The organism is Halobacterium zhouii (assembly GCF_021249405.1).
Classification (GTDB): domain Archaea; phylum Halobacteriota; class Halobacteria; order Halobacteriales; family Halobacteriaceae; genus Halobacterium; species Halobacterium zhouii.
In genome coordinates, this window is sequence record NZ_CP089593.1 from 58,314 (window position 1) to 80,270 (window position 21,957).

Sequence of the window (21,957 nt, forward strand, 5' to 3'; positions counted from 1 at the left end):
TCAGAACTCGAACGCGTCTCGGATGCCGGCCCCGATGCGCTCGGGCTCCGGCAGGTAGTAGTCCTCCAGTCCGGCCAGCGGGAACGGCGTGTCGAAGCCCGTGATGCGCTCGACGGGCGCCTCCTGGTAGAGCAGCGCCTCCTCCTGGATGGTGGCCGCGATTTCCGCGCCGATGCCGCCCGTCTTCGGGGCCTCGTGGACGATCGCCGCGCGGCCCGTCTTCTTGAACGACTCGACGACGGTGTCGAAGTCGAGCGGACTGAGCGAGCGCAGGTCGACGACCTCCACGTCGACGTCGCCCTCCAGGTTCTCCGCCGCCTCGATGGTCGGGCGCGTCATCGCACCCCACGTGAACACGGAGACGTCGGTGCCCTCGCGGCGCACTGCCGCCTCGCCGAGTTCCACCTCGTAGGGGTCGTCGGGCACCTCCTCGCGGAACGCGCGGTAGATCTTCTTCGGCTCCAGAAAAATTACCGGGTCCGGGTCGCGGATGGCCGAAATGAGCATCCCCTTCGCGTCGTAGGGCGTGCTCGGCATCGCGACCTTCAGGCCGGCCTCGTGCACGTAGAACGCTTCCTTGGACTCCGAGTGGTGTTCGGGCGCGCGGATACCGCCGCCCATCGGCGCGCGAAGCACCATCGGGCACGTGTACCGGCCGCGACTCCGGGTGCGGAGCCGCGACATGTGGCTCACGATCTGGTCGAAGCCGGGGTACATGAACCCGGAGAACTGGATCTCCGACACCGGCTTCAGTCCGTACGCGGCCATCCCGACCGCGGTGCCGATGATGCCGGACTCGGCCAGCGGCGTGTCGATGACGCGGTCGGCACCGTACTCGTCGTACAGTCCCTCGGTGGCGCGGAACACGCCGCCGTTCTTCCCGACGTCCTGCCCCATCACGAGCACGTCGTCGTCTTCGGCCATCTCGTCGTGGAGGCCGTCCCGTACCGCCTGCACCAGAGTGAGATTTTCGCTCATGTTAGTCCTCCAGTAGCGCGTCGTCGCCGAACTCTTCGCGGATGGACCGGAAGTACTCGAGTTGCTGTTCGAGGCGTTTTGGCATCTCCGCGTACACGTTCAGGAACATCTCCTCGGGGTCGGGTTCCGGCATCTCCTCGGCCGCCTCGATGGCGTCGGAGACCATCTCCTCGACCTCCGATTCGATATCCGCGATGTCGTCCTCGTCCGCGCGACCCGTGTTCTTCAGGAACTTCTCCATGCGCGGGAGCGGGTCCTTCGCTCGCCACTTCTCGACCTCCTCGTCGTCCCGATAGACGGAGGGGTCGTCCGCGGTGGTGTGCGCGCCGAAGCGGTACTGCACCGCCTCGATGAGCGTCGGTCGCAGGTCGTCGCTCTCGTCGTCCTTGGCCTTCTCGACGGCTTCCTTCGTCACCTTGTACACGGCGAGCGGGTCCATCCCGTCGACCTGCACGCCCTCGAAGCCGTACGCGGTGGCCTTCTGGGCGATGGTCTCGCTCGCGGTCTGTCGCTCCCGCGGGACCGATATCGCCCACTGGTTGTTGTTACAGAAGAAGACGTTCGGCGTGTCGAAGACGCCCGCGAAGTTCATCCCTTCGTGGAAGTCGCCCTCGGAGGTCGCACCGTCCCCGAAGTAACAGAGGAACGCTTTGTCTTCTTCCTGCTTGAGCTTCGACGCCCACGCGAGGCCGGTCGCGTGCGGGATCTGGCTCGCGATCGGTACCGCGACGGTGAACAGGTTCACGTCCTCGGGAATCAGGTTCCCGTCCTCGTGGCCCATCCAGTACAGCAGGGTCTGCTTGAGCGGGAGGCCACGCACCAGCGCGGCGCCGTGCTCGCGGTAACTCGGCACCATCCAGTCGTCGTCGCCCAGCGCCATCGCAGAGCCGATCTGGGCGCCTTCTTGGCCGGACAGCGGCGGGTACGTCCCGACGCGGCCCTGCCGCTGGAGGCTCACGGCCCGCTCGTCGAAGTGCCGCGCGAGTTTCATGTGCCGGTACATCTCGACGAACTCCTCGTCGGTGAGGTCCGGCACCTCGGCTCCGTCGACGAGCTCGCCGTCTTCGTCGATGACTCGGACCATGTTGTCCGGGTCTCGATGCACGGTTTCAGTCACGGGTACCCCCGTCTGACATGTTCGAAACGTCAAGCCCTGCAACCATATGGTTTTCGTAACGGTCTTTGTGGAGAGTTACCGCGCCGCCGATTTCTATTGCTTCTGTCCACTGTTTCAGACACGGGACGATGGAACACCGAGAAAAACAGCGAAAACTAACCGGGCGTAAAATAATAGCCGGGAGAGACAGTACCGTCTGGACGGACGGTCACCGGATGGCCACCTCGGACGTGTTCATCGTCAGTCCGAGGCCGCTCTCCGGGCGTCCTCGCGCGCCTCTTCCACGCTCTTCTCGTCGCGAAGCACGGCGTCGACGAACAGTTCCCCAGCGCGGTACGACGACCGCACCATCGCGCCCGACGCGCAGTAGAGGAAGTCGAACTCCTCCTCGGCCACGCGTCGCCACGTCTCGAACTTCTGGGGGTGGACGTACGACTCGACGTCGAGATGCGAGCGCGACGGCTGGAGGTACTGGCCGAGCGTGACGACGTCCGTCCCCACCTCGCGGAGGTCCGAGAGCGTCTGGTACACCTCGTGGTCGTACTCGCCGACGCCCAACATCAGGCTCGTCTTCGTGTACACGTCCGACTCGCGGTCCACGTAATCCAGCACGGAGAGGGACTGCTCGTAGCCCGCGCGCCGGTCCCGCACCGGGAACTGGCGGCGCTCGACGGTTTCGATGTTGTGTGCGATGACGTCCGGGTCCGCGTCGATGATCTCCTGGACGAGTTCCTCCTCGCCCTGGAAGTCCGGAATCAGCACCTCCACGAGGATGCCGGGATGTCGGTCCTTTATCTCCCGGATGGTCTGCGCGAAGTGCGCTGCGCCCTGGTCCGGCAGGTCGTCGCGGTCCACGGACGTGAGCACGACGTAGTCCAGGCCGATCTCTGCGACGGCGTCCGCGACGTTCGCGGGTTCCTCGGGGTCGAGGGCGTCCATCCCGCCGGTCTCCACGTCACAGAAGTTACAGCCACGGGAGCACCGGTCGCCCATCAACATGAACGTCGCCGTGCCCGGGCCGTTCTCCCCGCTCCAGCACTCCCCCATGTTGGGGCAGGACGCCTCCTCGCAGACCGTGTGGAGGTCGTGGTCTCGGAGCGTGTTCTTGATGTCCGCGAATCGCTCGCCGGACGGCGGCCGCATCTTCAGCCAGTCCGGCTTGCGTCGACCGCTCATATTCCCGCCTTCGGCGGCCACCGCAAAAACGGTGCGGATTGCGACCGCCTGGTCAGACGCATCGGCACTGACGACTACCGAGACCCACAGCGACCACCGAGTCGGCCGAGCGTCACTGAATCCACGATGACCACCGCGTACACCGACAGCCACCGACGGCCGCGACGACAACTGGGTTCACCGACAGCCACCGACGCGCGCGACGACAACTGGGTTCACCGACAGCCACCGACGCCCGCGACGATCGCTGACGTCTCTCCGCCTGCGGGGTGAGACCGACCACCGATAGCAGTGACAGCAATTCCCGTAGGTTAAAGAGGGGGCGGGCGGGAGTTAAATCCAACTGAGTGGATAAGAATGTTTGACGTTTCATCAGAGGAGATCACGGACGGACGGCTATCCCGGGCGTTGCTCGTGCTCGCCACACCGCTCGTCGCACAGCAGATTGTCGTCGCGCTCGGCGCCGTCGTCGACATCTTCTGGCTTGGCCGCCTCAACGAGGCCGCCGTCGCCGCCGTCGGCCTCGTCACCCCGGTGTACGCGCTCATCGCGATTCCCGTCATCGCCGCGCACATCGGTGGTCAGATCATCGCGTCCCAGAGCGTCGGCGCGGAGGACCACGACCGGGCCACCCGCGCGCCGGTCCACGCGGTGCTGCTCGGCCTCGCGTTCGCGATTCCTCTCATCGCGCTCACCATCCTCCTAGCGCCGACCGTCGTCTCCCTTCTCGGCGCCACCGGCGACGTCTACCCGTACGCCGTCACCTACCTCTCGACGTACGCGTTCACGTTCGTCGGGATGGCCATCAGCGACAGTCTCGAGGGCGGATTCGTCGGCTGGGGGGACTCCGGCACCGCGTTCGCGCTCAACGCCACGAACATCCTCGTGAACGCCGTCCTCGACCCGTTCCTCATCTTCGGCTACGGCCCGTTCCCGGAGTGGGGCGTGTTCGGCGCGGCGATGGCGAGCGTCGTCGCCATCACGGTCAGCGCGTTGCTCGCCGCCGCCATCGCCGTCAGCGGTCGCCGGAAGTTCTCGCTCTCGTGGGACGCCCTCGACGTCCGCCGGTCGCTCTTCCGTGACGTCATCGAGGTCGGCGGCCCCATTGGACTCCAGAACGTCGGTCGGCAGGCCGCGCGCCTCGGCATGGTCGCTATCATCTCCATCGCCGGGTCGACCGCTGCGCTCGCCGCGTACAACGTCGGCGCGCAGTTAGCGACACTTGCGTTCGTTCCCGCGGCCGGACTCGGTAGCGCCTCGACCACCGTCGTCGGCCAGAACCTCGGAGCGGAGCGCCCCGACCGAGCGCGCCGCGCGACCTGGCTCAGCGTCGCCATCGCCGTCGTCTTCCTGCTCGCACTCGGCGCGGTGCAGTGGGCGCTCCCTACCGCCATCGTGTCGGTGTTTGCGCCCACCTTCGAGGGCGACGCGCTCGCGTTCACCGTCGACTACCTCCAGATTCTCGCGCTCGGCTACTGGGCGCTCGGCGCCATCTACACGCTCGAATCCGGGTTCAACGGCGCGAGCAAAACGGACGTCAGCATGTACGCGACGCTCGTCCAGTACTGGGGCGTGCGCCTCCCCATCGCCGCGCTCGGTGTGTTCGTCCTCGACTACGGCGTGCTCGCGGCGTTCTGGGGTGTCACCCTCTCGAACATCGCCGCAGCGGTCGGTCTCGCCATCTACTTCTATCACTCCACGGACGACGGGATGCTCGAACGCGCGGCAGAATCTGCCTCGGCTGACGCAGCGGACTGAGAGCGTGGTTCTCACTCACTCGCTTCGCTCGTTCATTCCGAACCACGCCGCTCACGGTTCGCTTCGCTCACGGTTCCCTTCGGTCACCGCTCGCCAGTTTGCGGCCTCCCTTCGTTCGGCCGCACGCTCACCGTTCGCCATAACGTGGCTCTCACTCCCTGCGGTCGTTCCGAGCCACGCTCCTAAGGAAACGCCTATCCGACCGGCCCGTCTCCCCACGCTCAGATGGAAGTCGCGGAGATCGTCCCGCAGTTCGCCGACGCGTTCCCGTTCGACGAGTTCAACGAGATGCAACGCGAGGCGGTGCCCGCGATGCTCGAATCGGACGCGAACGTCGTCGCGTCCGCGCCGACGGGCAGCGGGAAGACCGCGCTCGCGGAACTCGCAATCTGCCAGACGCTCGAACAGGGCGGCACCGCGCTGTTCGTCGCGCCGCTGCGCGCGCTCACCAACGAGAAGGAATCCGAGTGGGAGCGCTTCGAGGAGTTGGGGTACTCTGTCTACGTCGTTACGGGCGAACGCGACCTGAATCCGCGGCGCGCCGAGCGCGCGGACGTGCTCGTGATGACGCCCGAGAAGGCCGACTCCGCCACCCGGAAACACGACTCGCCGCGGTACTCGTTCGTCACGGACGTCGACTGCGTCGTCATCGACGAGGTTCACCTGCTGGACTCCGAGAAGCGCGGGAGCGTCCTGGAGGTCGTCGTGTCGCGGTTCCGGCGGCTGTGTGACCCTCGAGTCATCGCGCTCTCGGCGACGATGTCGAACATCGACGACGTCGCGGCGTGGCTCGACGCCACGCCCGAAACCACGTTCGAGTTCGGCGACGAGTACCGGCCCGTCGACCTGCACGCTGACGTGCGGACGTACCGCCACGGCGAGAACGCGTTCGCGGACAAGTACCGCCGGCTGTTCACCGCGCTCGACCTCGCGGAACCCCACCTCCGGGAGGACGGCCAGTCGCTCGTGTTCGTCTCCTCCCGCCAGGACACCGTGCAGGCCGCCAAGAAGACCAGAGACGAGATCGCCGAGCGCGACATCCCCGTGGGCTCGCGGGGCGACTACGAGTTCCACACGGACGCCGAGGACCTCGACAACTCCACGCTCCGGAAGTCCGTGCTCGACGGCGTGGCGTTCCACCACGCCGGTCTCTCCACGCACGACAAGAACCACGTCGAGCAGTGGTTCCGCGAGGGGAAGATCCGCGTCCTGTTCTCCACGTCGACGCTCGCGTGGGGCGTCAACCTCCCCGCGCGCTGTGTCGTCATCCGCGACACGAAGTACCACGACCCGCTCGAGGGCGAGGTGGACATGAGCCCCCTCGACGTCCTCCAGATGCTCGGGCGCGCGGGCCGCCCCGGCTACGACGACGTCGGCTACGGCTGGGTGGTATGTGACGACTCGGACGCCGACAAGTACCGCCGCCTGCTCAGCGAGGGCAAGGAGATCGAGTCGCGACTCGCGGGTGCGTCCGACGGCGCGAGAGACGACGGCCAGCACGCCATCGCGAGCAATCTCGCGGAGCACCTGAACGCGGAGATAGCGATGGGAACGATCCGCGGCCTCGGCGACGTGATGGAGTGGCTGGAGACGACGTTCTACTACCAGCGCGCCCAGTCAGAACCCGAGGCCTACGACTTCCCGAACCTCCGGGAGCGCGTTCGCGAGACCCTCGACGCGCTCGTCGACGACGGCTTCGTGGAGACTGACGACGACCTCGGCCTCTACGCGACCGGCCTCGGCGTGCTCGCCTCGACGTACTACCTGCGCCTCGACACCGCCCACGAGTTCCACGGCATCGCCGCGGGCGACGGGGAGGGCGAGGACGCTGGCGCGGACACGGACCGCGACGACATCCTCCGGGCGGTCGCGGCGGCCGGGGAGTTCGACAGCGTGAACGCGCGCCAGTCCGAGCAGGACGCCATCACCTCCGTTCTGGGGAACGAGGGAAGCGAGATGGACTCCGGCCCCCGGAAGGTGCTCGCCATCCTGCGCGCGAGCATGGACGGGTCGCTGCCGCCGGAACTGCGCTCGGACGCGTGGGTCATTCGGCAGAACGCGCTCCGCCTGCTCGCTGCGCTCACTGCGTTCTTCGACCGGTACGACGCCCCCGCGGGCGCAAACGCCGCGCGCCGCCTCGAGGCCCGCATCGACACCGGCGTTCCCGAGGACGCGGTCGGCCTCACCGCGCTCGACGGCGTTGCCGCGGGCCGCGCGCACAAACTCCACGATGAGGGCATCGAGACACCGGCGGACGTGCGCGAGGCGGGAACCGATGGTCTCGTCGACGCGGGGCTCTCCGAAGGCGTCGCGAACAGCGTCCGCGAGCAGGCCGAAACAGTGCCCGACGTCCGAGTCGACTGGGGGGAGTTCCCGGACGCCATCGCCGCGGGGACGAACGAGATGTGCGAGGTGACCGTGGAGAACGACGGCGGTAACGCGAGCGCGGGCGTGCGCGTGACGGTCAACGACGTGGAGATGACGACCACGTCGGGCTACCTCGACGACGCGCTCTCGGTGCCGGTCGGCGTGTTCGGCGCGAACGCAGACAGCCTCGAGTTCGAGGTGGCCGTGACGTTCCCCGACATTCCTCTTCTCCCAGTGACGGACGCGCGGACGGTTCGCGTCGAGTGAGGCGACCGCTCCCGTGGACCCGCCCGTGCCTGGCGACGATTCCGCGTCCCACGACGAGAGCGGAGGTAGACCTTTTCGGCTGGGGGCCGAGGTACCGGCCGATGGCCACGGAAGCGACGTTCACGGTGCCCGCGTCGGAGTTCCCGCTGGGCACCATCTTCGACGAACTACCGGACGTGACAGTCGAACTGGAGCGCGTCGTTCCGAGCACGAGCACTGTGGTTCCGTACTTCTGGGTTCGGGGCGTCGAGACGGGAGACATCGTCGAGGCGTTCGCCGAACACCCGGGCGTGCGGAACATCCAACTGGTCGATTCGGTGGCGAACGAACACCTGCTGCGCGCCGAGTGGGTGCCGAACCACGAGGGAGTCCTCGACGTGCTGGCGGAGGCGGAGCTAGCCATCATCGAGGTCATCGGGACGGACGAGCAGTGGTCGTTCCAGATACGCGGCGACAGCCGGGACCACCTCGCGCGGTTCAGTACCCGTTGCGAGGAACTGGACATCCCGATTCAACTGTCCGAAGTTCGTGCACTCGCGCGAATCGAGAACAACGAGAAAAACGAGATGACTGACGCACAGCGGGAGGTGCTGGCGCTGGCGTACGAGCGGGGGTACTTCAACTCTCCGCGCGACGTCACGATGGCGGAACTCGGCGACGAACTCGGCATCTCCCAGCAGGCGGTCGCGTCCCGACTGCGCCGCGCCACCCGCCGAATCGTCAGCGACACGCTCTCGGCGCTGGAGGCGTGACGCCACCCACGTAAAAACGGGTTGTATAGCCAAAAACAGCCCTGAACTGTCACAGCGCCGTAGTTCGTATTGAACGATGTCACTCGACGATATTTCGGCGGACGTCGGACAGTCGACCCCCGGGGACGGCGCGACGAACATCTCGTCGGGGGAGGCAGACGCGCTGTTCTCGTGTCTGGCGGACGCGCGTCGGCGCGCAGTGCTCGAGTGCCTCGCCGAGCGCTCGGAACCGGTCGCTCTCGACGACCTCGCCGACCACGTCGCGAGCGCCGCGACCGAACCAGACCGGGACGGCCGGGACGCTCAGACGGACGCGCTCGTCTCGCTGATCCACGTCGACATCCCGAAGTTACAACACGCCGACGTTGTCGAGGTGAACCGTGACGCAGACGTGGTCAGCCCGAGCGACCGGTTCGCCGCCGCGGAGGCGCTGCGGACCAGGCTGTGAGTTCCAGTCCGGAACTTGAAGTGCGAGAGCGGGACCAACCCGGGGTATGCAGGACGCAATCCGCGTGCTCGCCGGCGAGTGCGCCGTGCGCTACGAGTCCGCCGGAACGATAGAACGCGACCTCCGCGGCGACGTCGTCGTCGTGGTGAAACCCGACGACACCGTGCTCGTCCACGACGCCGACGGCTACCAGCCAGCGGCGTGGCTCACGCGCCCGGGCGTCGTGCGCTACACGCGAGACGCACGCGGGTTCCGCCTCGACGCGGCGGACGGCGACGAGCGCCTCGTGGTGGAGAGCGCGACCGAGCACGGTGACGCCCACTACCCCGCCTCGCCGGCGGGGCCGCCCGTCGGTACCTGTGAGTGCAGTGGGACGCTCGTCCGGGACGGCGGGCGCGTCGTCTGCGTGGACTGTCGCGCGCAGTACGCGATTCCCCGGGACGCCGCCGTCACCGACGACGCGTGCTCCGACTGCGGACTCCCGGAGTTGCGCGTGCAACGCGGCGTCGAGGTGACCGCGTGTCTCGACCGCGAATGCTGTTCGATCGCCGACGTGGTCCGGAACCACGTCGAGGGCGTCTGGACGTGTCGCTGTGGCGAACCCCTGGAGATCCAGTCCAGTCGCGGCCTGCGCGCGGTCTGTTCGCACTGCGGGGCCGACCACCGACTCCCGCGCGGCGTCGTCGACGGCGACTGCGATTGCGGGCTTCCCGCGTTCGACACCGGCGACGGCGACCGGCGCTGTCTCGACGACGGCTGCAAGCACGAACTGCAGACCACGACCTGAACACCGCTCTCGCGCTCGCCCGGGTGGCCCGACGCAAACGAGAGATGGCGTTCGCGGTGCCGGCGGATCCGGCCCGCGGTGTCGAGACTGCGGCGCGCGTGCACCGCAGTCGCTTTGAATGTCGGTCCGCCACGTCCCCGTATGGACGGCGAACTTCGCGGCGACGAGGTGCGCGTCGGTGGGGACGCGCGCCAGCGCTTCCACGACGCCCGCGGGTACGGCCACCCCCTCGAGGGCGACACCATCTCGCTGTCGCTCGTCGAGGCCGCCCACCTGCTGTTCCGGGGCGACCTCGAGGCCGTCGACGGGATGGGATTCCGGGAGTTCCTCGCGACCCGGGACGCCGGGTTCAGCGGGCGCTTTCTGGTCTACACGGACCTTCGGGACCGCGGATTCTACCTCGCGCCCGACCGCGAACCGTGGCGCGAGAACCCGAGTCCCGCCGACTTCGTGGTGTTCCCGCGCGGGAAAGGGCCGGGCGACGGCGTGGTCGAGTACCGGATCCGCGTGGTCGGCGAGCGCACCGACGTTCCCGCCTCGGAACTCGGCGACGCCGTGCTCGCGGTGGTCGACGAGGAGAGCGAAATAACGTATCTCGACGTCGAACCGCTCGAACCCGACGGGAGCACCGACTCGGTGACAGTGGACGCCGCCGAAGGCGTGTTGCTCGACGACCGCGTGCTGCTCTGGAACCCGCCCGCTTCCCTCCACCAGCAGGCGTTCTACGGCCAACCGCTGGGCGGCCGGGCGGCCGAACACGACGCGCTCCAACTGTCACTGGTGGAGGCCGCGTACCTCGCCGCCTCGGGAGACCTCGCGCTCGTCGGGGGCGGCGGCATCGAGGTCGTCGTGGAACGCGGGCGCGCCGTCGAGGGCGAGCGATTCGACCGCCGGCTCCGGGTGTACCGCGCGCTCAGGGACGCCGGAATGGTGCCCAAGACGGGGTTCAAGTTCGGCGCGGACTTCCGCGTGTACGCCGACGTCGACTCCGTCGACGACCTCGGCCACTCCTCGCTGTTGGTGCGCGTGCTCCCCGCCGACCACACGTTCGCGCCGCGGGACCTCTCGCTGGACGTGCGCCTCGCACACGGCGTGCGCAAGCGAATGGTTTTTGCGCTGGACGACACCACTGACGATACGATTCGCTGGCGCTCTGTCAGCCGCCTCACCCCTTGACTATGAACGACGACTCTCACGACGAGACGCCGGGTGCAGACAGCGTTGCCCTCGACCCGTGGGGCTCCTCGACCATCTCGGACTACCGCAGCCTCTTCGAGGAGTTCGGCATCGAGGCCTTCGAGGACGTCCTCGAGTCGGTGCCGGCGCCCCACTACCTGATGCGGCGGGCCATCATCTTCGGCCACCGCGACTACCGCCGCGTGCTCGACGCGATGCGCGAGGACGAACCGTTCGCCGCCCTCTCCGGGTTCATGCCGACGGGCGACCCCCACATCGGCCACAAGATGGTGTTCGACGAGATCATCTGGCACCAGCAGCAGGGCGCGGACGCCTACGGCCTCATCGCGGACCTCGAAGCCCACGCCGCGCGCGGCCTCTCCTGGGACGAGATCGACGAGCACGCCGAGGACTACCTGCTCAGCCTGCTGGCGCTCGGCTTCGACGCCGACGAGGGCACGCTCTACCGGCAGTCCACGAACCGCGAGCTCCAGGACCTCGCGTTCGAACTCGGCGCGGACGCGAACCTCTCCGAGTTCGAGGCCATCTACGGCTTCGACGGCGAGACCGACGTATCGCACGTGCAGAGCGTCGTCACCCAGATGGCGGACATCCTCTACCCGCAACTCGAGGAGCCCAAGCCCACCGTCATCCCGGTCGGTCCGGACCAGGACCCCCACATGCGACTCGCGCGCGACCTCGCCGAACGCACGCGCTTCTTCAAGATGACCGAAGCGTTCGCCTCGTTCGAACTGGGCGACGACGAGCGCCCGCTGGTGGCGCGCGCCCACGACGCCCGGGGCGAGTACGCCGAGGACCCCGACACGCCGCGCTGCGAGGAGGCCGCCGAGTGGCTCCGCAGCGCGGACGCAGACGTGCTCGACGCGTACGACGACTCGACGGTCGAATCCGCCATCGAGAAACTCGAAAACGGCGGGATGGAACCGCTCCGCCCCCGACTCCGCTTTTTCGACCGCCGGGCGACCGACGAGGCGTTCGACGCGCTCGTCGACGCCATCGACGGCGAGAAGCGCGTCTTCGAGGGCCACGTCGACGTCTTCGAGATGGACCGCGAGACCGCCGAGGATCTCGCGGTCGCCGTCGAGGTCGACCACGGCGGCTACGGCTTCGTGCCGCCGTCCTCGATATACCACCGCTTCATGACCGGCCTCACGGGCGGGAAGATGTCCTCCTCGATTCCCGCGAGCCACATCAGCCTGCTCGACGACCCCGGGGAGGGCTACGACAAGGTCAAGGCCGCGACCACTGGCGGCCGCGAAACCGCCGAGAAGCAGCGCGAACTCGGTGGGGAAGCCGACGACTGTCCGGTGTACGAACTGTACGCCTACCTGCTCGCCGGGGACGACGACGGCCTCGCCGAGGAAGTGTACTCCGAGTGCGTCGGCGGGGAGCGACTCTGTGGCGGGTGTAAGGAGCAGGCAGCCGAACTGATGGAGGAGTTCCTCGCGGACCACCAGGAGAAACGCGAGGAAGCCCGCGAGGTGCTGGACGACCTGGACGTCGAACTGGACTCGGCGCGGGCGCGCTGAGTCTCACGCGGGCACGTCAGTGACGGAACGCTTTTGCCGGCCCGCGCTAATCTTTCGCACATGGCGTCCGAACCCCACGCCGGTCGCACGACCCGCGAGACAGCCGCAGGCCCGGGGTTCGGTTTCTTCTTCGCCTGAGTGAGTCGGTGGACGCGACGCCGCGGCGAAGGCCGCGACGCCGCCGAAACTGCTCGTTCGGGTTCGGAACGGATAACTGACTGCCACACTGGAATTCACGCAATGAAACTGCCAGCACAGCAACTCGCGGTGCTCGAGTCCTCGAGCGCCGACGAGCCACGACGGATCGACGACCTCGCGGTGGACCTCGAGGAGCCACCGGAGACGGTCGCGGGCGCGGCGTTCGAACTCCAGGACGCCGGCCTCGTGACGGTTCTCGAGGAGACAACCGAGGAGGTCGAACTGACCGAGGAGGGACGTGAGTACGCCGAGACGGGGCTGCCGGAAGTACGCCTCTACGAGGCCGCACTCGACGCGGGCGCGGACGGCGATGCAGTGTCGATGGGGCAGGTCATCGGCGCGTCAGGTCTCGAGGGCCCGCAGGTCGACATCGCGCTCTCGAACTACGCGCGGAAGGGCTATGGCAGCATCGACTCCGGGGAACTGACTGCGGACCCGGACGCCGACCCCGAAAGCGACGCGGAGGCCGCGGCGCTCACAGCGCTCGCGTCTGGAGACCAGGCCGAGACGACCGAGGACGGCGTGCTCGACCAACTGGATCGCCGCGACCTCGTCGAGGTTCGAGAGCGCACCGTGCGCTCGGTGCAGTTGACCGACGCGGGCGTCGACGAACTGATGGCGGGCGTCGAGGCGAGCGAGGCGGTCGGCCAGCTAACCCCCGAGATGCTCGCGTCGGGCGAGTGGCGGGACGCGGAGTTCGCGGACTACAACGTCGAAGCCGACGCCGGTGAGTACACGCCCGGGAAGGTCCACGTGCTCCGGCAGGCCGCCGAGCGCGTGAAGGAAGTGCTCGTCGGGATGGGCTTCCAGGAGATGGAGGGCCCGCACGTCGACGCGGACTTCTACATCAACGACTGCCTGTTCATGCCCCAGGACCACCCCGCGCGCAACCACTGGGACCGGTTCGCGCTCTCGAACCCCGAGAAGATAGACGGCCTGCCAGCGGACCTCGTGGAGCGCGTCGAGCGCGCCCACCGCGAGGGCGTCGGGTCGGACGGCGACGGCTATCACTCGCCGTGGGACGAGGACTTCGCGCGTGCGCTCGCGCTCCGCGGGCACACGACGAGTCTCACCGCCCGCTACCTCTCCGGGGTTGCAGGCGAGGACGTCGAACCCCCGCAGCGGTACTTCAGCGTCGAGAAGGCCTACCGGAACGACACCCTGGACGCCACGCACCTCCTGGAGTTCTTCCAGATCGAGGGGTGGGTGATGGCCGACGACCTCTCGGTTCGGGACCTCATGGGGACGTTCCGGGAGTTCTACGGTGAGTTCGGCATCACCGACATCCGGTTCAAGCCGACGTACAACCCGTACACCGAACCCTCGTTCGAGCTGTTCGGTCGTCACCCGGAGACGGACGAACTCATCGAGATCGGGAACTCCGGTATCTTCCGCCCGGAGATGCTCGAACCCCTCGGCATCGAGGCCGACGTGATGGCGTGGGGCCTCGCGCTCGAGCGCCTGCTCATGCTCATCACGGGCTTCGAGGACATCCGTGACGTACACGGGACGATGGGTGACCTGGAGTTCCTCCGCGACGCGGAGGTGGTGTACTGATGCCGGTCGTCGACATCGACCCCGACGAACTCCGAACGCTCACGGGCCACAGCGAGAAATCGGACGACGAACTCAGGGACGACCTCTTCGACCTCGGCGTCGAGTACGAGGGGGAGACCGAGGACGGCGAGTTCAAACTCGAGTTCGAGGCCGACCGCCTCGACCGCCTCTCCGTCGAAGGCATCGCGCGCAGTCTGCGCTACCAGTACGGCGACTCGCGCGGCGTCTACGTCCCCGATACGAATGCCGCCGACTGGACCATCGAGGTCGACGAGAGCGTGCCCGACGAACGACCCTACGTCACCGGCGCGGTCGTCCGCGGCGTGGACCTGGACGAGGACGCCCTGGACTCGCTCATTCAACTCCAGGAGAAACTCCACGCGACGATGGGACGGAAGCGCGCGAAGGGCGCCATCGGCATCCACGACCTGACGATGCTGAAAGGTGGGGGGCTCGGCGGGCCGGGTGACGAAGCCGGCAGCGACGGCGAACCCGCGCCGTCCATCGAGTACCGCGGCATCGACCCGGACGGCGACCGCTTCGTCCCGCTGGACGCGGACACCGACATGACCCCCGCCGAGGTGCTCACCGACCACCCGACCGGCGAGAAGTTCGCCGACCTGCTCTCCGGGTACGAGCGCTACCCCGCCATCTACGACGACATCGGGTTGTTCAGTTTCCCGCCGGTCATCAACGGGAAGCGAACCGAGGTCACCACGGACTCCCGGGACCTGTTCGTCGAACTCACTGGGACCGACCAGTGGACCATCGACAAGATGTGTGCCATCATCTGCTACGCGCTCGACGCGCGCGGCGGCACCATAGAGGAGGTCACCGTGGAGTACCCCGACAGGGAACTCCCGCGGCCGGACTTCGAGGTGGACACCAAGCACGTCGCCCACGAGCGCGTGGAGACGCTGCTCGGCATCGACCTCGACGTGGACGACGTCGTCGACCTCGCGGAACGCTCCGGGCTCGACGCGGAACTCGAGGAGACGGGCGACGACGAACTCAGCTACGCCGTCGACGTGCCGCCGTACCGCGTGGACGTCCTCCACCCGGTCGACGTCGTCGACGACATCGGGCGCGCGTACGGGTTCAACGAACTCGTGCCGCGGTACCCCGACGTCAGCACCGTCGGTGGGCGCACCGAGACCTCGCGGCTCGAATCCGCCGCGCGCACCGCGCTCGTCGGCGCCGGCTTCGAGGACCTGCTGAACTTCAACATGACCAGCGAGGCCGAGAACTTCGAGCGCATGCGTCTCTCGACCGACGACGGTCGGTCGTCCGGCGATTCCGGTGACGGTCAGTCGCCAGACGGTACTGGCGACACCGCAGTGGGAGCAGCCGACCCCGCGACCATCGAAGAACCGTACAGCGAGGACTTCACCATCCTCCGCACGTGGGCGCTCCCGTCGCTTCTGACCGTCCTCGAGAACAACACGCACCGCTCGTACCCCCAGAATCTCGCGGAGATCGGGTTCGCCGCGCACGTCGACGACTCGACGGAGACGGGGGTCGCGGAGCGCCGCACCGTCGCCGGCGTGCTCGCGAGCCACGACGCCTCCTACGAGGACGCGAAGGCGCGCCTGCAGGCGCTCTGTGACGAGTTCCACGTCGACCTGGAGACGCCGCGAACCGAACACCCGTCGTTCATCGAGGGGCGCGCCGCGAGCGTCGTCGTGGACGGCGAACAGGTCGGCGTCCTCGGCGAAGTTCACCCCGAGGTCATCGTCGACCACGACGTCGAAGTGCCGGTCGCCGCCTTCGAGTTCGACCTCGACGCGCTCCAGTAGAACGGCTCTGTCGAACTCCTCGAGGAGTTACCCGTTTGGTCAGTAGTGTAACCGAATGCAGACTCTCCCGAAGTCACGGTTACTCAGATTTGTCGAGGAAGCATTACAGTTAGCACAACGTGCTGTAGCTCCCGCTCCTCGAAGTTCTCGAAACAACGTTACACGCTCCGTCAGCACACCGTTGTCCTGTGTCTCAACGTTCGGAAGGACACGACTTATCGAACACTCCTCCACGTCACTCGGGACAGACGTATGGAACTGGTGTGCGGATTTCGTCTGCCCGGAGGCTGCTAAGAAATCTGTCGTCTGACGCAAAGCGGATGTCAACAGAGCCGGATTAGGTTACACCGGTCGCTTCGAGCACGCTTGTCATCGACAGTCCCTGGAGGATCATGCTTGCGACGACAACACCAAACACCGCCGTTCTGAGCTGGCCTTCGAAGGGGACGTCCGGTCCGAGACTGAGTGCGAGAGCGATCGGTATCACGCCGTGCATTCCACCCCAGATGATAACGTGCTGGTAGCTTACGGGAACGGGGTCCTCGATCACTTGGTTCAGGAGATTCATGATTCCGTAGATCACGCCAGCACGGACACCGATCAGGAGGATAAACGTAGTTAGCACGATGGGAAGCGTGCTGAGCACTTGTCTCGACGATACCTGGATGCCGATGGCGACGAACAACATCGTTTCGAGCAGGAAGACGATGCTCTCCCAAATCCCCACCAGAAACTCGAGGTTCTCCTCGCTCAGTGCGTAGTTTCTGGACCACGTCCCCAAGACGAGGCCTGTAACTACCGTGGCGAGAATCCCACTTACGTGGAGCACGTGTTCCGCGACGTAAAAACCCCCGTAGACTGCCATGAACGATGTCATGAAAAGATTCGCTTGATCCTTCGTTACCCGTTGCACTCGGTACGTGGCGTATCCAATACCGATTCCGACGAGAGTTCCGCCGAGACTTACAACGAGGAACTCGATCACGAACGTCCCCAACCGGGCTAACGAGAAGAGTCCCGTTCCGGTAAGTTCCGTGGGGCTAGCATCTCGTACGAGTACTAACAACGCCGAGAACACAACGATCGCAAGACCATCATCGAGCAGGCTCTCTCCCTCGACAAGAACTGCTAGTCGTGGTGGAGCTCCCGCATCCTCAAACAGTGAGAGGACGGCAACGGGATCGATTGGATAGGCCATCGCTCCGAACAGGAGCATGATCAACAGCGGCATTTCGAAGAGCTTCGCGCCGACCCAGCCGATTGCTAAAACAGCGACAGGCAGCCCAACGAGAACGGTTATTACAACAATCGGTAAGTTTCGTCGAAATCTATCGTGATCAATCTCCGCAGCGCCAAGGAACACGATCGCTGGCAGAAATATGAAGAGAATCGCGTCGTGCGTAAAGAGGGGGTTGAGGCTGAACCCGAGGTACGTCTGAAGAGGAAAGACCGTCAATACGAACCCGACTGTGACGAGTAAAACGGTGTATGGGAGCAAGGTTCGGTTCGCCAGAAACCGAACGCCGATAGCAATGGAGAAGGAGACGAGCACCCCTAAGACGACAGCGGTTGTCTCGACCATGAACTGTTTTGAGCGCTACTGTACCACTAGAATCTCTATTCGCTTGAATGGCATGGCCAAAAAGGAATGGTAGGGACGCACCTGTACTGGCCAGCTGTTCTACTGGAATTGCTGTCTCAAGAAGGGGGTTTCAACAGAGCCAGTAGAACAAACCTGCGACAGTCCACACCGTTTTCTCTGCTCTCAGTGGTCAGTGCCGATTCTCTGCCGATTCAGAGGTCCGCGCCGACGGCGTCCGCCACGGAGTCGAAGCCGTCCCGCTCCAGCAACTCGAGCAGTCCCTCGTTGATGTCGCGTGCGACGGCGGGACCGCGGTAGACGAGGCTCGTGTACAGTTGCACCACGGACGCGCCCGCGCGAATCTTCTCGTAGGCGTCCGCCGCGGTGGCGACGCCGCCGACGCCCACCACGGGGAGGTCGGTCCGCTCCGCCACGAACCGGACCTGCTCGGTCGCGCGGTCCCGAATGGGCGCGCCCGAGAGGCCGCCCTTCTGAGGGGCGTCCGGACTCCGGAGGTCGTCCGGACGGTCGGTCGTGGTGTTCGTCGCGATGACGCCGTCCAGGCCCACCTCCTCGGCCAGGTCGACGGCGTCCGCCACCGCGTCCCGATGGAGGTCCGGCGAGAGTTTCACTAACAGCGGCGTCTCGCCGGCGTCCCGCAACTCCTCGAGGATGGCTGCGAGGCGCTCGCGGCCCTGCAACTCGCGGAGCCCCGGCGTGTTCGGACTGGAGACGTTCACCACGACGTAGTCGGCAGCGTCGGCCACGCGGTCGTACGTGTACCGGTAGTCCTCGGGCGCGTCCTCGAGGGCCGTGACCTTCGACTTCCCGACGTTCACGCCCACCGGGGCGTCCGGCAGTGGTTCGTCGTCGAGACGGCTGCCGACGACGTCCGCGCCGGCGTTGTTGAACCCCATCCGGTTGACGAGCGCCTCGTCCTCCCGAAGACGGAACAACCGCGGCTTCGGATTTCCAGGCTGGGACTCTGCCGTGACCGCGCCCACCTCGACGTGTCCGAAGCCGAGGGCGGCGAGTGCACGCGGAACGGCGGCGTTCTTGTCGAAGCCCGCCGCCACTCCCACGGGGTTCGAGAAGGACTGGCCGAACGCCTCCGTGGTGAGGCGGTCGTCCTCGACGAGGTAGTTTCTCGCGTACGCGCGGTGGAGGCCCGACTGCTGTGCTGCTCGCAGGAGCCTCCGAACGCCGTCGTGTGCAGTCTCCGGTGGGAGACGGAACAGTAGCGGCTTGAGAAGACGGTACATCCCGTCAGAAGTCGTGTTCTACGTCCTCCGCGTCCGCCTTCTGGATGATGATCTTGTCCTCTCGGACGCGAACGAACACGTCGTCTCCGATCTCGAGGCCGGCGACGGCGAGTTCGTCCTCGTGGAGGTTCACGTGCGCGTTGTGGTACTCCCCGTCCTCGCCTCTCGCGCCACTCGGGCTGAGCTTCTTCTTGCGAACCATCGCGGTTTCTTAGGCAAACCTTCGCCACAGGGCATACTTAAGTTCTTCCGACCACGACCGGAAATCCCCCCGTGTCCCGTGGCCGGCGACCTGCGCGCATTCTCGGCTATCTGGCCGGTCTCTCGCTGCTCACTGCAGGGTACTTATAAAGAAGTTGTCGAAACGGGCGGTATATTTATAACAGGGCCTTGTGTTTGACTCGCATGGTGGAAAACCATGGTACGTGAGGACGGTAAGCGCAACTTCGCGCTCCGAAGTGGCAACGGCACAGAATCAAGCGTCTTCAGTGGAAACACGCCACGGCAGGCGGCACTCAAGGCAGCACGGCGACTCGACGACGTCGCCGACAGCGAGAGTAACGCCGACCACGAGGAGATCCGTCTCCGAGAGAAAGGGACCGACAAGGTACACATCTACGACGCGTGGGCCTGGCACGAGGACGCACCGAGCGACAAACCAGACTGGATGCCCGGGGGAATCACGAAAGCGAACGTCTCCAAGCAGGGCATCGACCACATCGACGACGTCTGAGTGCGAGCCGCAGCAGCTACTATTTTCGTCGCCCGCCGACAGCGTCGCGCAACTGATTTGAGAGCGCTTCGTCTACTGCCTGACGCGTGGGTACCACTCGACCCGACCGCACGCACTCAGCGCGGGACGACGAGTCGACCTCCGCCCACGCGACACCATTCATCTGCCGCTGCTCCCCGACCGATTACGTTCATCGGTTTCCATCCATCGAGAGTCAGTGGCCAGCTGATGGTTCGCCCTTCCGTCCGGTGGTATGCCGTGCCGTGCCGATGGCACCACCGGTTCGACGGGCTTTTACGCAACCCGGCACTCGGATGGAATGCGAACGACGTGAGGTGGCTCGGTCTTCCCGACGCCACTGATTGACGCTTCCCTCGACCCCATTGGGGTGTCGTCCAGGTCGTCTTCGACGACCTCGGTTCGATGCCCTTAAGTAATAACGGGCATTCCGGATTAATGCGAACGACAATGAGGTCGCCCGGGTCTCTCCGGGCGATTGATGCATGCATCCGGGTCCGTTTCTGGGCTGCAACCAGGCTTTCACGAGTCTGGTTCGATGCCCTTAAGTAATAACGGGCATTCCGGATTAATGCGAACGACAATGAGGTCGTCCGAGTTTCCTCGGGCGATTGATGCATGCTTCCGGGTCCGTTTCTGGGCTGCAACCAGGCTTTCACGAGTCTGGTTCGATGCCCTTAAGTAATAACGGGTCGTCGGAAGGAATGCGAACGTCGTCTCGGACCGAGTCTGGTTCGATGGGTTTATGACCCGTCGCTAACTATACTCAGGTCCGAAGGAATGAGGATTCCACACCTGCGGTCCGCCGTACAGATGGAATCTGATGTTAGCCTTGATGGTTTGGTGAAATCCAACTGGCCACGACGCGTTGTCGTGGCTTTCGAGGAACACACCTTGTGTTCCCGCCAAACCAGGACTTATAGTTCTGGTCGCTGGGCATCAGCCCAGCAAATTCCGGTTGATCCTGCCGGAGGCCATTGCTATCGGAGTCCGATTTAGCCATGCTAGTTGCGCGAGTTTAGACTCGCAGCGGAAAGCTCAGTAACACGTGGTCAAGCTACCCTGTGGATGGGAATAATCTCGGGAAACTGAGGCTAATACCCAACAACACTCCATGTCTGGAATGATTGGAGTCGGAAACGCTTCGGCGCCACAGGATGCGGCTGCGGTCGATTAGGTAGACGGTGGGGTAACGGCCCACCGTGCCTATAATCGGTACGGGTTGTGAGAGCAAGAGCCCGGAGACGGAATCTGAGACAAGATTCCGGGCCCTACGGGGCGCAGCAGGCGCGAAACCTTTACACTGTACGAAAGTGCGATAGGGGGACTCCGAGTGCGAGGGCATAGAGCCCTCGCTTTTGTACACCGTAAGGTGGTGTACGAATAAGAGCTGGGCAAGACCGGTGCCAGCCGCCGCGGTAATACCGGCAGCTCGAGTGATGGCCGATCTTATTGGGCCTAAAGCGTCCGTAGCTGGCCAGGCAAGTCCGTTGGGAAATCTGCTCGCTTAACGAGCAGGCGTCCAGCGGAAACTGCTTGGCTTGGGACCGGAGGACCTGAGGGGTACGTCCGGGGTAGGAGTGAAATCCTGTAATCCTGGACGGACCACCGGTGGCGAAAGCGCCTCAGGAAGACGGATCCGACAGTGAGGGACGAAAGCTAGGGTCTCGAACCGGATTAGATACCCGGGTAGTCCTAGCTGTAAACGATGCTCGCTAGGTGTGGCGCAGGCTACGAGCCTGCGCTGTGCCGTAGGGAAGCCGAGAAGCGAGCCGCCTGGGAAGTACGTCTGCAAGGATGAAACTTAAAGGAATTGGCGGGGGAGCACTACAACCGGAGGAGCCTGCGGTTTAATTGGACTCAACGCCGGACATCTCACCGGCTCCGACAGTAGTAATGACGGTCAGGTTGATGACCTTACCCGACGCTACTGAGAGGAGGTGCATGGCCGCCGTCAGCTCGTACCGTGAGGCGTCCTGTTAAGTCAGGCAACGAGCGAGACCCGCACCCCTAATTGCCAGCAGTACCCTTTGGGTAGCTGGGTACATTAGGGGGACTGCCGCTGCCAAAGCGGAGGAAGGAACGGGCAACGGTAGGTCAGTATGCCCCGAATGAGCCGGGCAACACGCGGGCTACAATGGTCGAGACAATGGGAAGCCACTCCGAGAGGAGGCGCTAATCTCCTAAACTCGATCGTAGTTCGGATTGAGGGCTGAAACTCGCCCTCATGAAGCTGGATTCGGTAGTAATCGCGTGTCAGAAGCGCGCGGTGAATACGTCCCTGCTCCTTGCACACACCGCCCGTCAAATCACCCGAGTGAGGTTCGGATGAGGCCACCGTCCGGTGGTCAAATCTGGGCTTCGCAAGGGGGATTAAGTCGTAACAAGGTAGCCGTAGGGGAATCTGCGGCTGGATCACCTCCTAACGTACGGGA

At 65.5% G+C, this 21,957-nt stretch carries 16 protein-coding genes, 1 rRNA gene and 1 pseudogene; 12 read left to right on the forward strand and 6 right to left on the reverse strand.

From position 1 onward, the window contains the following. The 3 genes from LT970_RS00315 to lipA all read right to left on the reverse strand — a co-directional run bounded on the left by LT970_RS00315 (position 1) and on the right by lipA (position 3,271). Entirely contained in the window at positions 1–978 is a 978-nt protein-coding gene (locus tag LT970_RS00315; protein ID WP_232686983.1) for an alpha-ketoacid dehydrogenase subunit beta, read from the reverse strand. A 1-nt stretch (position 979) separates the two neighbouring features. After that, the gene (pdhA, locus tag LT970_RS00320) at positions 980–2,062 is read right to left on the reverse strand and encodes a pyruvate dehydrogenase (acetyl-transferring) E1 component subunit alpha (RefSeq protein WP_232688709.1); all 1,083 of its coding nucleotides are present in this window, start codon (positions 2,060–2,062) and stop codon (positions 980–982) included. Between the two features lie 273 nt (positions 2,063–2,335). Beyond that, positions 2,336–3,271: a lipoyl synthase gene (gene lipA, locus LT970_RS00325; protein ID WP_232686984.1), complete on the reverse strand. Its 936-nt coding sequence runs from the start codon at positions 3,269–3,271 to the stop codon at positions 2,336–2,338. A 357-nt stretch (positions 3,272–3,628) separates the two neighbouring features. Here lipA and LT970_RS00330 point away from each other — a divergent pair, with 357 nt between their 5' ends. The 10 genes and pseudogenes from LT970_RS00330 to LT970_RS00375 all read left to right on the forward strand — a co-directional run. Then, complete coding sequence (locus LT970_RS00330) at positions 3,629–5,029, forward strand: MATE family efflux transporter (RefSeq protein WP_232686985.1); 1,401 nt, start codon at positions 3,629–3,631, stop codon at positions 5,027–5,029. A gap of 225 nt (positions 5,030–5,254) precedes the next feature. Beyond that, on the forward strand, positions 5,255–7,663 hold the full coding sequence (locus LT970_RS00335) for a DEAD/DEAH box helicase (protein ID WP_232686986.1): 2,409 nt from the start codon (positions 5,255–5,257) through the stop codon (positions 7,661–7,663). 101 nt (positions 7,664–7,764) lie between these two features. Further along, the gene (locus tag LT970_RS00340; RefSeq protein ID WP_232686987.1) at positions 7,765–8,415 is read left to right on the forward strand and encodes a helix-turn-helix domain-containing protein; all 651 of its coding nucleotides are present in this window, start codon (positions 7,765–7,767) and stop codon (positions 8,413–8,415) included. Positions 8,416–8,491: 76 nt separating this feature from the next. After that, positions 8,492–8,863 carry a DUF7344 domain-containing protein gene (locus tag LT970_RS00345; RefSeq protein WP_232686988.1) on the forward strand — a complete coding sequence of 124 codons (372 nt, stop codon included), beginning with the start codon at positions 8,492–8,494 and terminating at the stop codon, positions 8,861–8,863. A 46-nt stretch (positions 8,864–8,909) separates the two neighbouring features. Further along, positions 8,910–9,650, forward strand: a complete 741-nt coding sequence (locus LT970_RS00350; RefSeq protein ID WP_232686989.1) for a PDDEXK family nuclease — start codon at positions 8,910–8,912, stop codon at positions 9,648–9,650. A gap of 141 nt (positions 9,651–9,791) precedes the next feature. Continuing rightward, on the forward strand, positions 9,792–10,826 hold the full coding sequence (gene endA / locus LT970_RS00355; protein WP_232686990.1) for a tRNA-intron lyase: 1,035 nt from the start codon (positions 9,792–9,794) through the stop codon (positions 10,824–10,826). A gap of 2 nt (positions 10,827–10,828) precedes the next feature. Next, a complete protein-coding gene (locus LT970_RS00360; protein ID WP_232686991.1) occupies positions 10,829–12,376 on the forward strand; it encodes a tryptophan--tRNA ligase in 1,548 nt (515 codons plus the stop codon). A gap of 240 nt (positions 12,377–12,616) precedes the next feature. Further along, the gene (pheS, locus tag LT970_RS00365) at positions 12,617–14,131 is read left to right on the forward strand and encodes a phenylalanine--tRNA ligase subunit alpha (protein WP_232686992.1); all 1,515 of its coding nucleotides are present in this window, start codon (positions 12,617–12,619) and stop codon (positions 14,129–14,131) included. Then, the gene (pheT, locus tag LT970_RS00370) at positions 14,131–15,927 is read left to right on the forward strand and encodes a phenylalanine--tRNA ligase subunit beta (RefSeq protein WP_232686993.1); all 1,797 of its coding nucleotides are present in this window, start codon (positions 14,131–14,133) and stop codon (positions 15,925–15,927) included. Before pheS ends, pheT begins: the two co-directional genes overlap by 1 nt. A 55-nt stretch (positions 15,928–15,982) precedes the next feature. Then, positions 15,983–16,158: pseudogene (locus LT970_RS00375) on the forward strand (IS5/IS1182 family transposase); the annotation flags it as partial. Between the two features lie 106 nt (positions 16,159–16,264). Here the strand turns inward: LT970_RS00375 and LT970_RS00380 are convergent. The 3 genes from LT970_RS00380 to LT970_RS00390 all read right to left on the reverse strand — a co-directional run bounded on the left by LT970_RS00380 (position 16,265) and on the right by LT970_RS00390 (position 18,973). Beyond that, positions 16,265–17,509 carry a cation:proton antiporter gene (locus tag LT970_RS00380; protein WP_232686994.1) on the reverse strand — a complete coding sequence of 415 codons (1,245 nt, stop codon included), beginning with the start codon at positions 17,507–17,509 and terminating at the stop codon, positions 16,265–16,267. A gap of 212 nt (positions 17,510–17,721) precedes the next feature. Then, positions 17,722–18,771 carry a quinone-dependent dihydroorotate dehydrogenase gene (locus LT970_RS00385; RefSeq protein WP_232686995.1) on the reverse strand — a complete coding sequence of 350 codons (1,050 nt, stop codon included), beginning with the start codon at positions 18,769–18,771 and terminating at the stop codon, positions 17,722–17,724. Positions 18,772–18,775: 4 nt separating this feature from the next. Continuing rightward, complete coding sequence (locus tag LT970_RS00390) at positions 18,776–18,973, reverse strand: hypothetical protein (RefSeq protein WP_232686996.1); 198 nt, start codon at positions 18,971–18,973, stop codon at positions 18,776–18,778. A 216-nt stretch (positions 18,974–19,189) separates the two neighbouring features. Here LT970_RS00390 and LT970_RS00395 point away from each other — a divergent pair, with 216 nt between their 5' ends. Both LT970_RS00395 and LT970_RS00400 read left to right on the forward strand, forming a co-directional pair. Continuing rightward, positions 19,190–19,504, forward strand: a complete 315-nt coding sequence (locus LT970_RS00395; protein WP_232686997.1) for a non-histone chromosomal MC1 family protein — start codon at positions 19,190–19,192, stop codon at positions 19,502–19,504. Between the two features lie 969 nt (positions 19,505–20,473). Beyond that, a 16S ribosomal RNA gene (locus tag LT970_RS00400) occupies positions 20,474–21,946 on the forward strand. Positions 21,947–21,957: the final 11 nt, after the last annotated feature.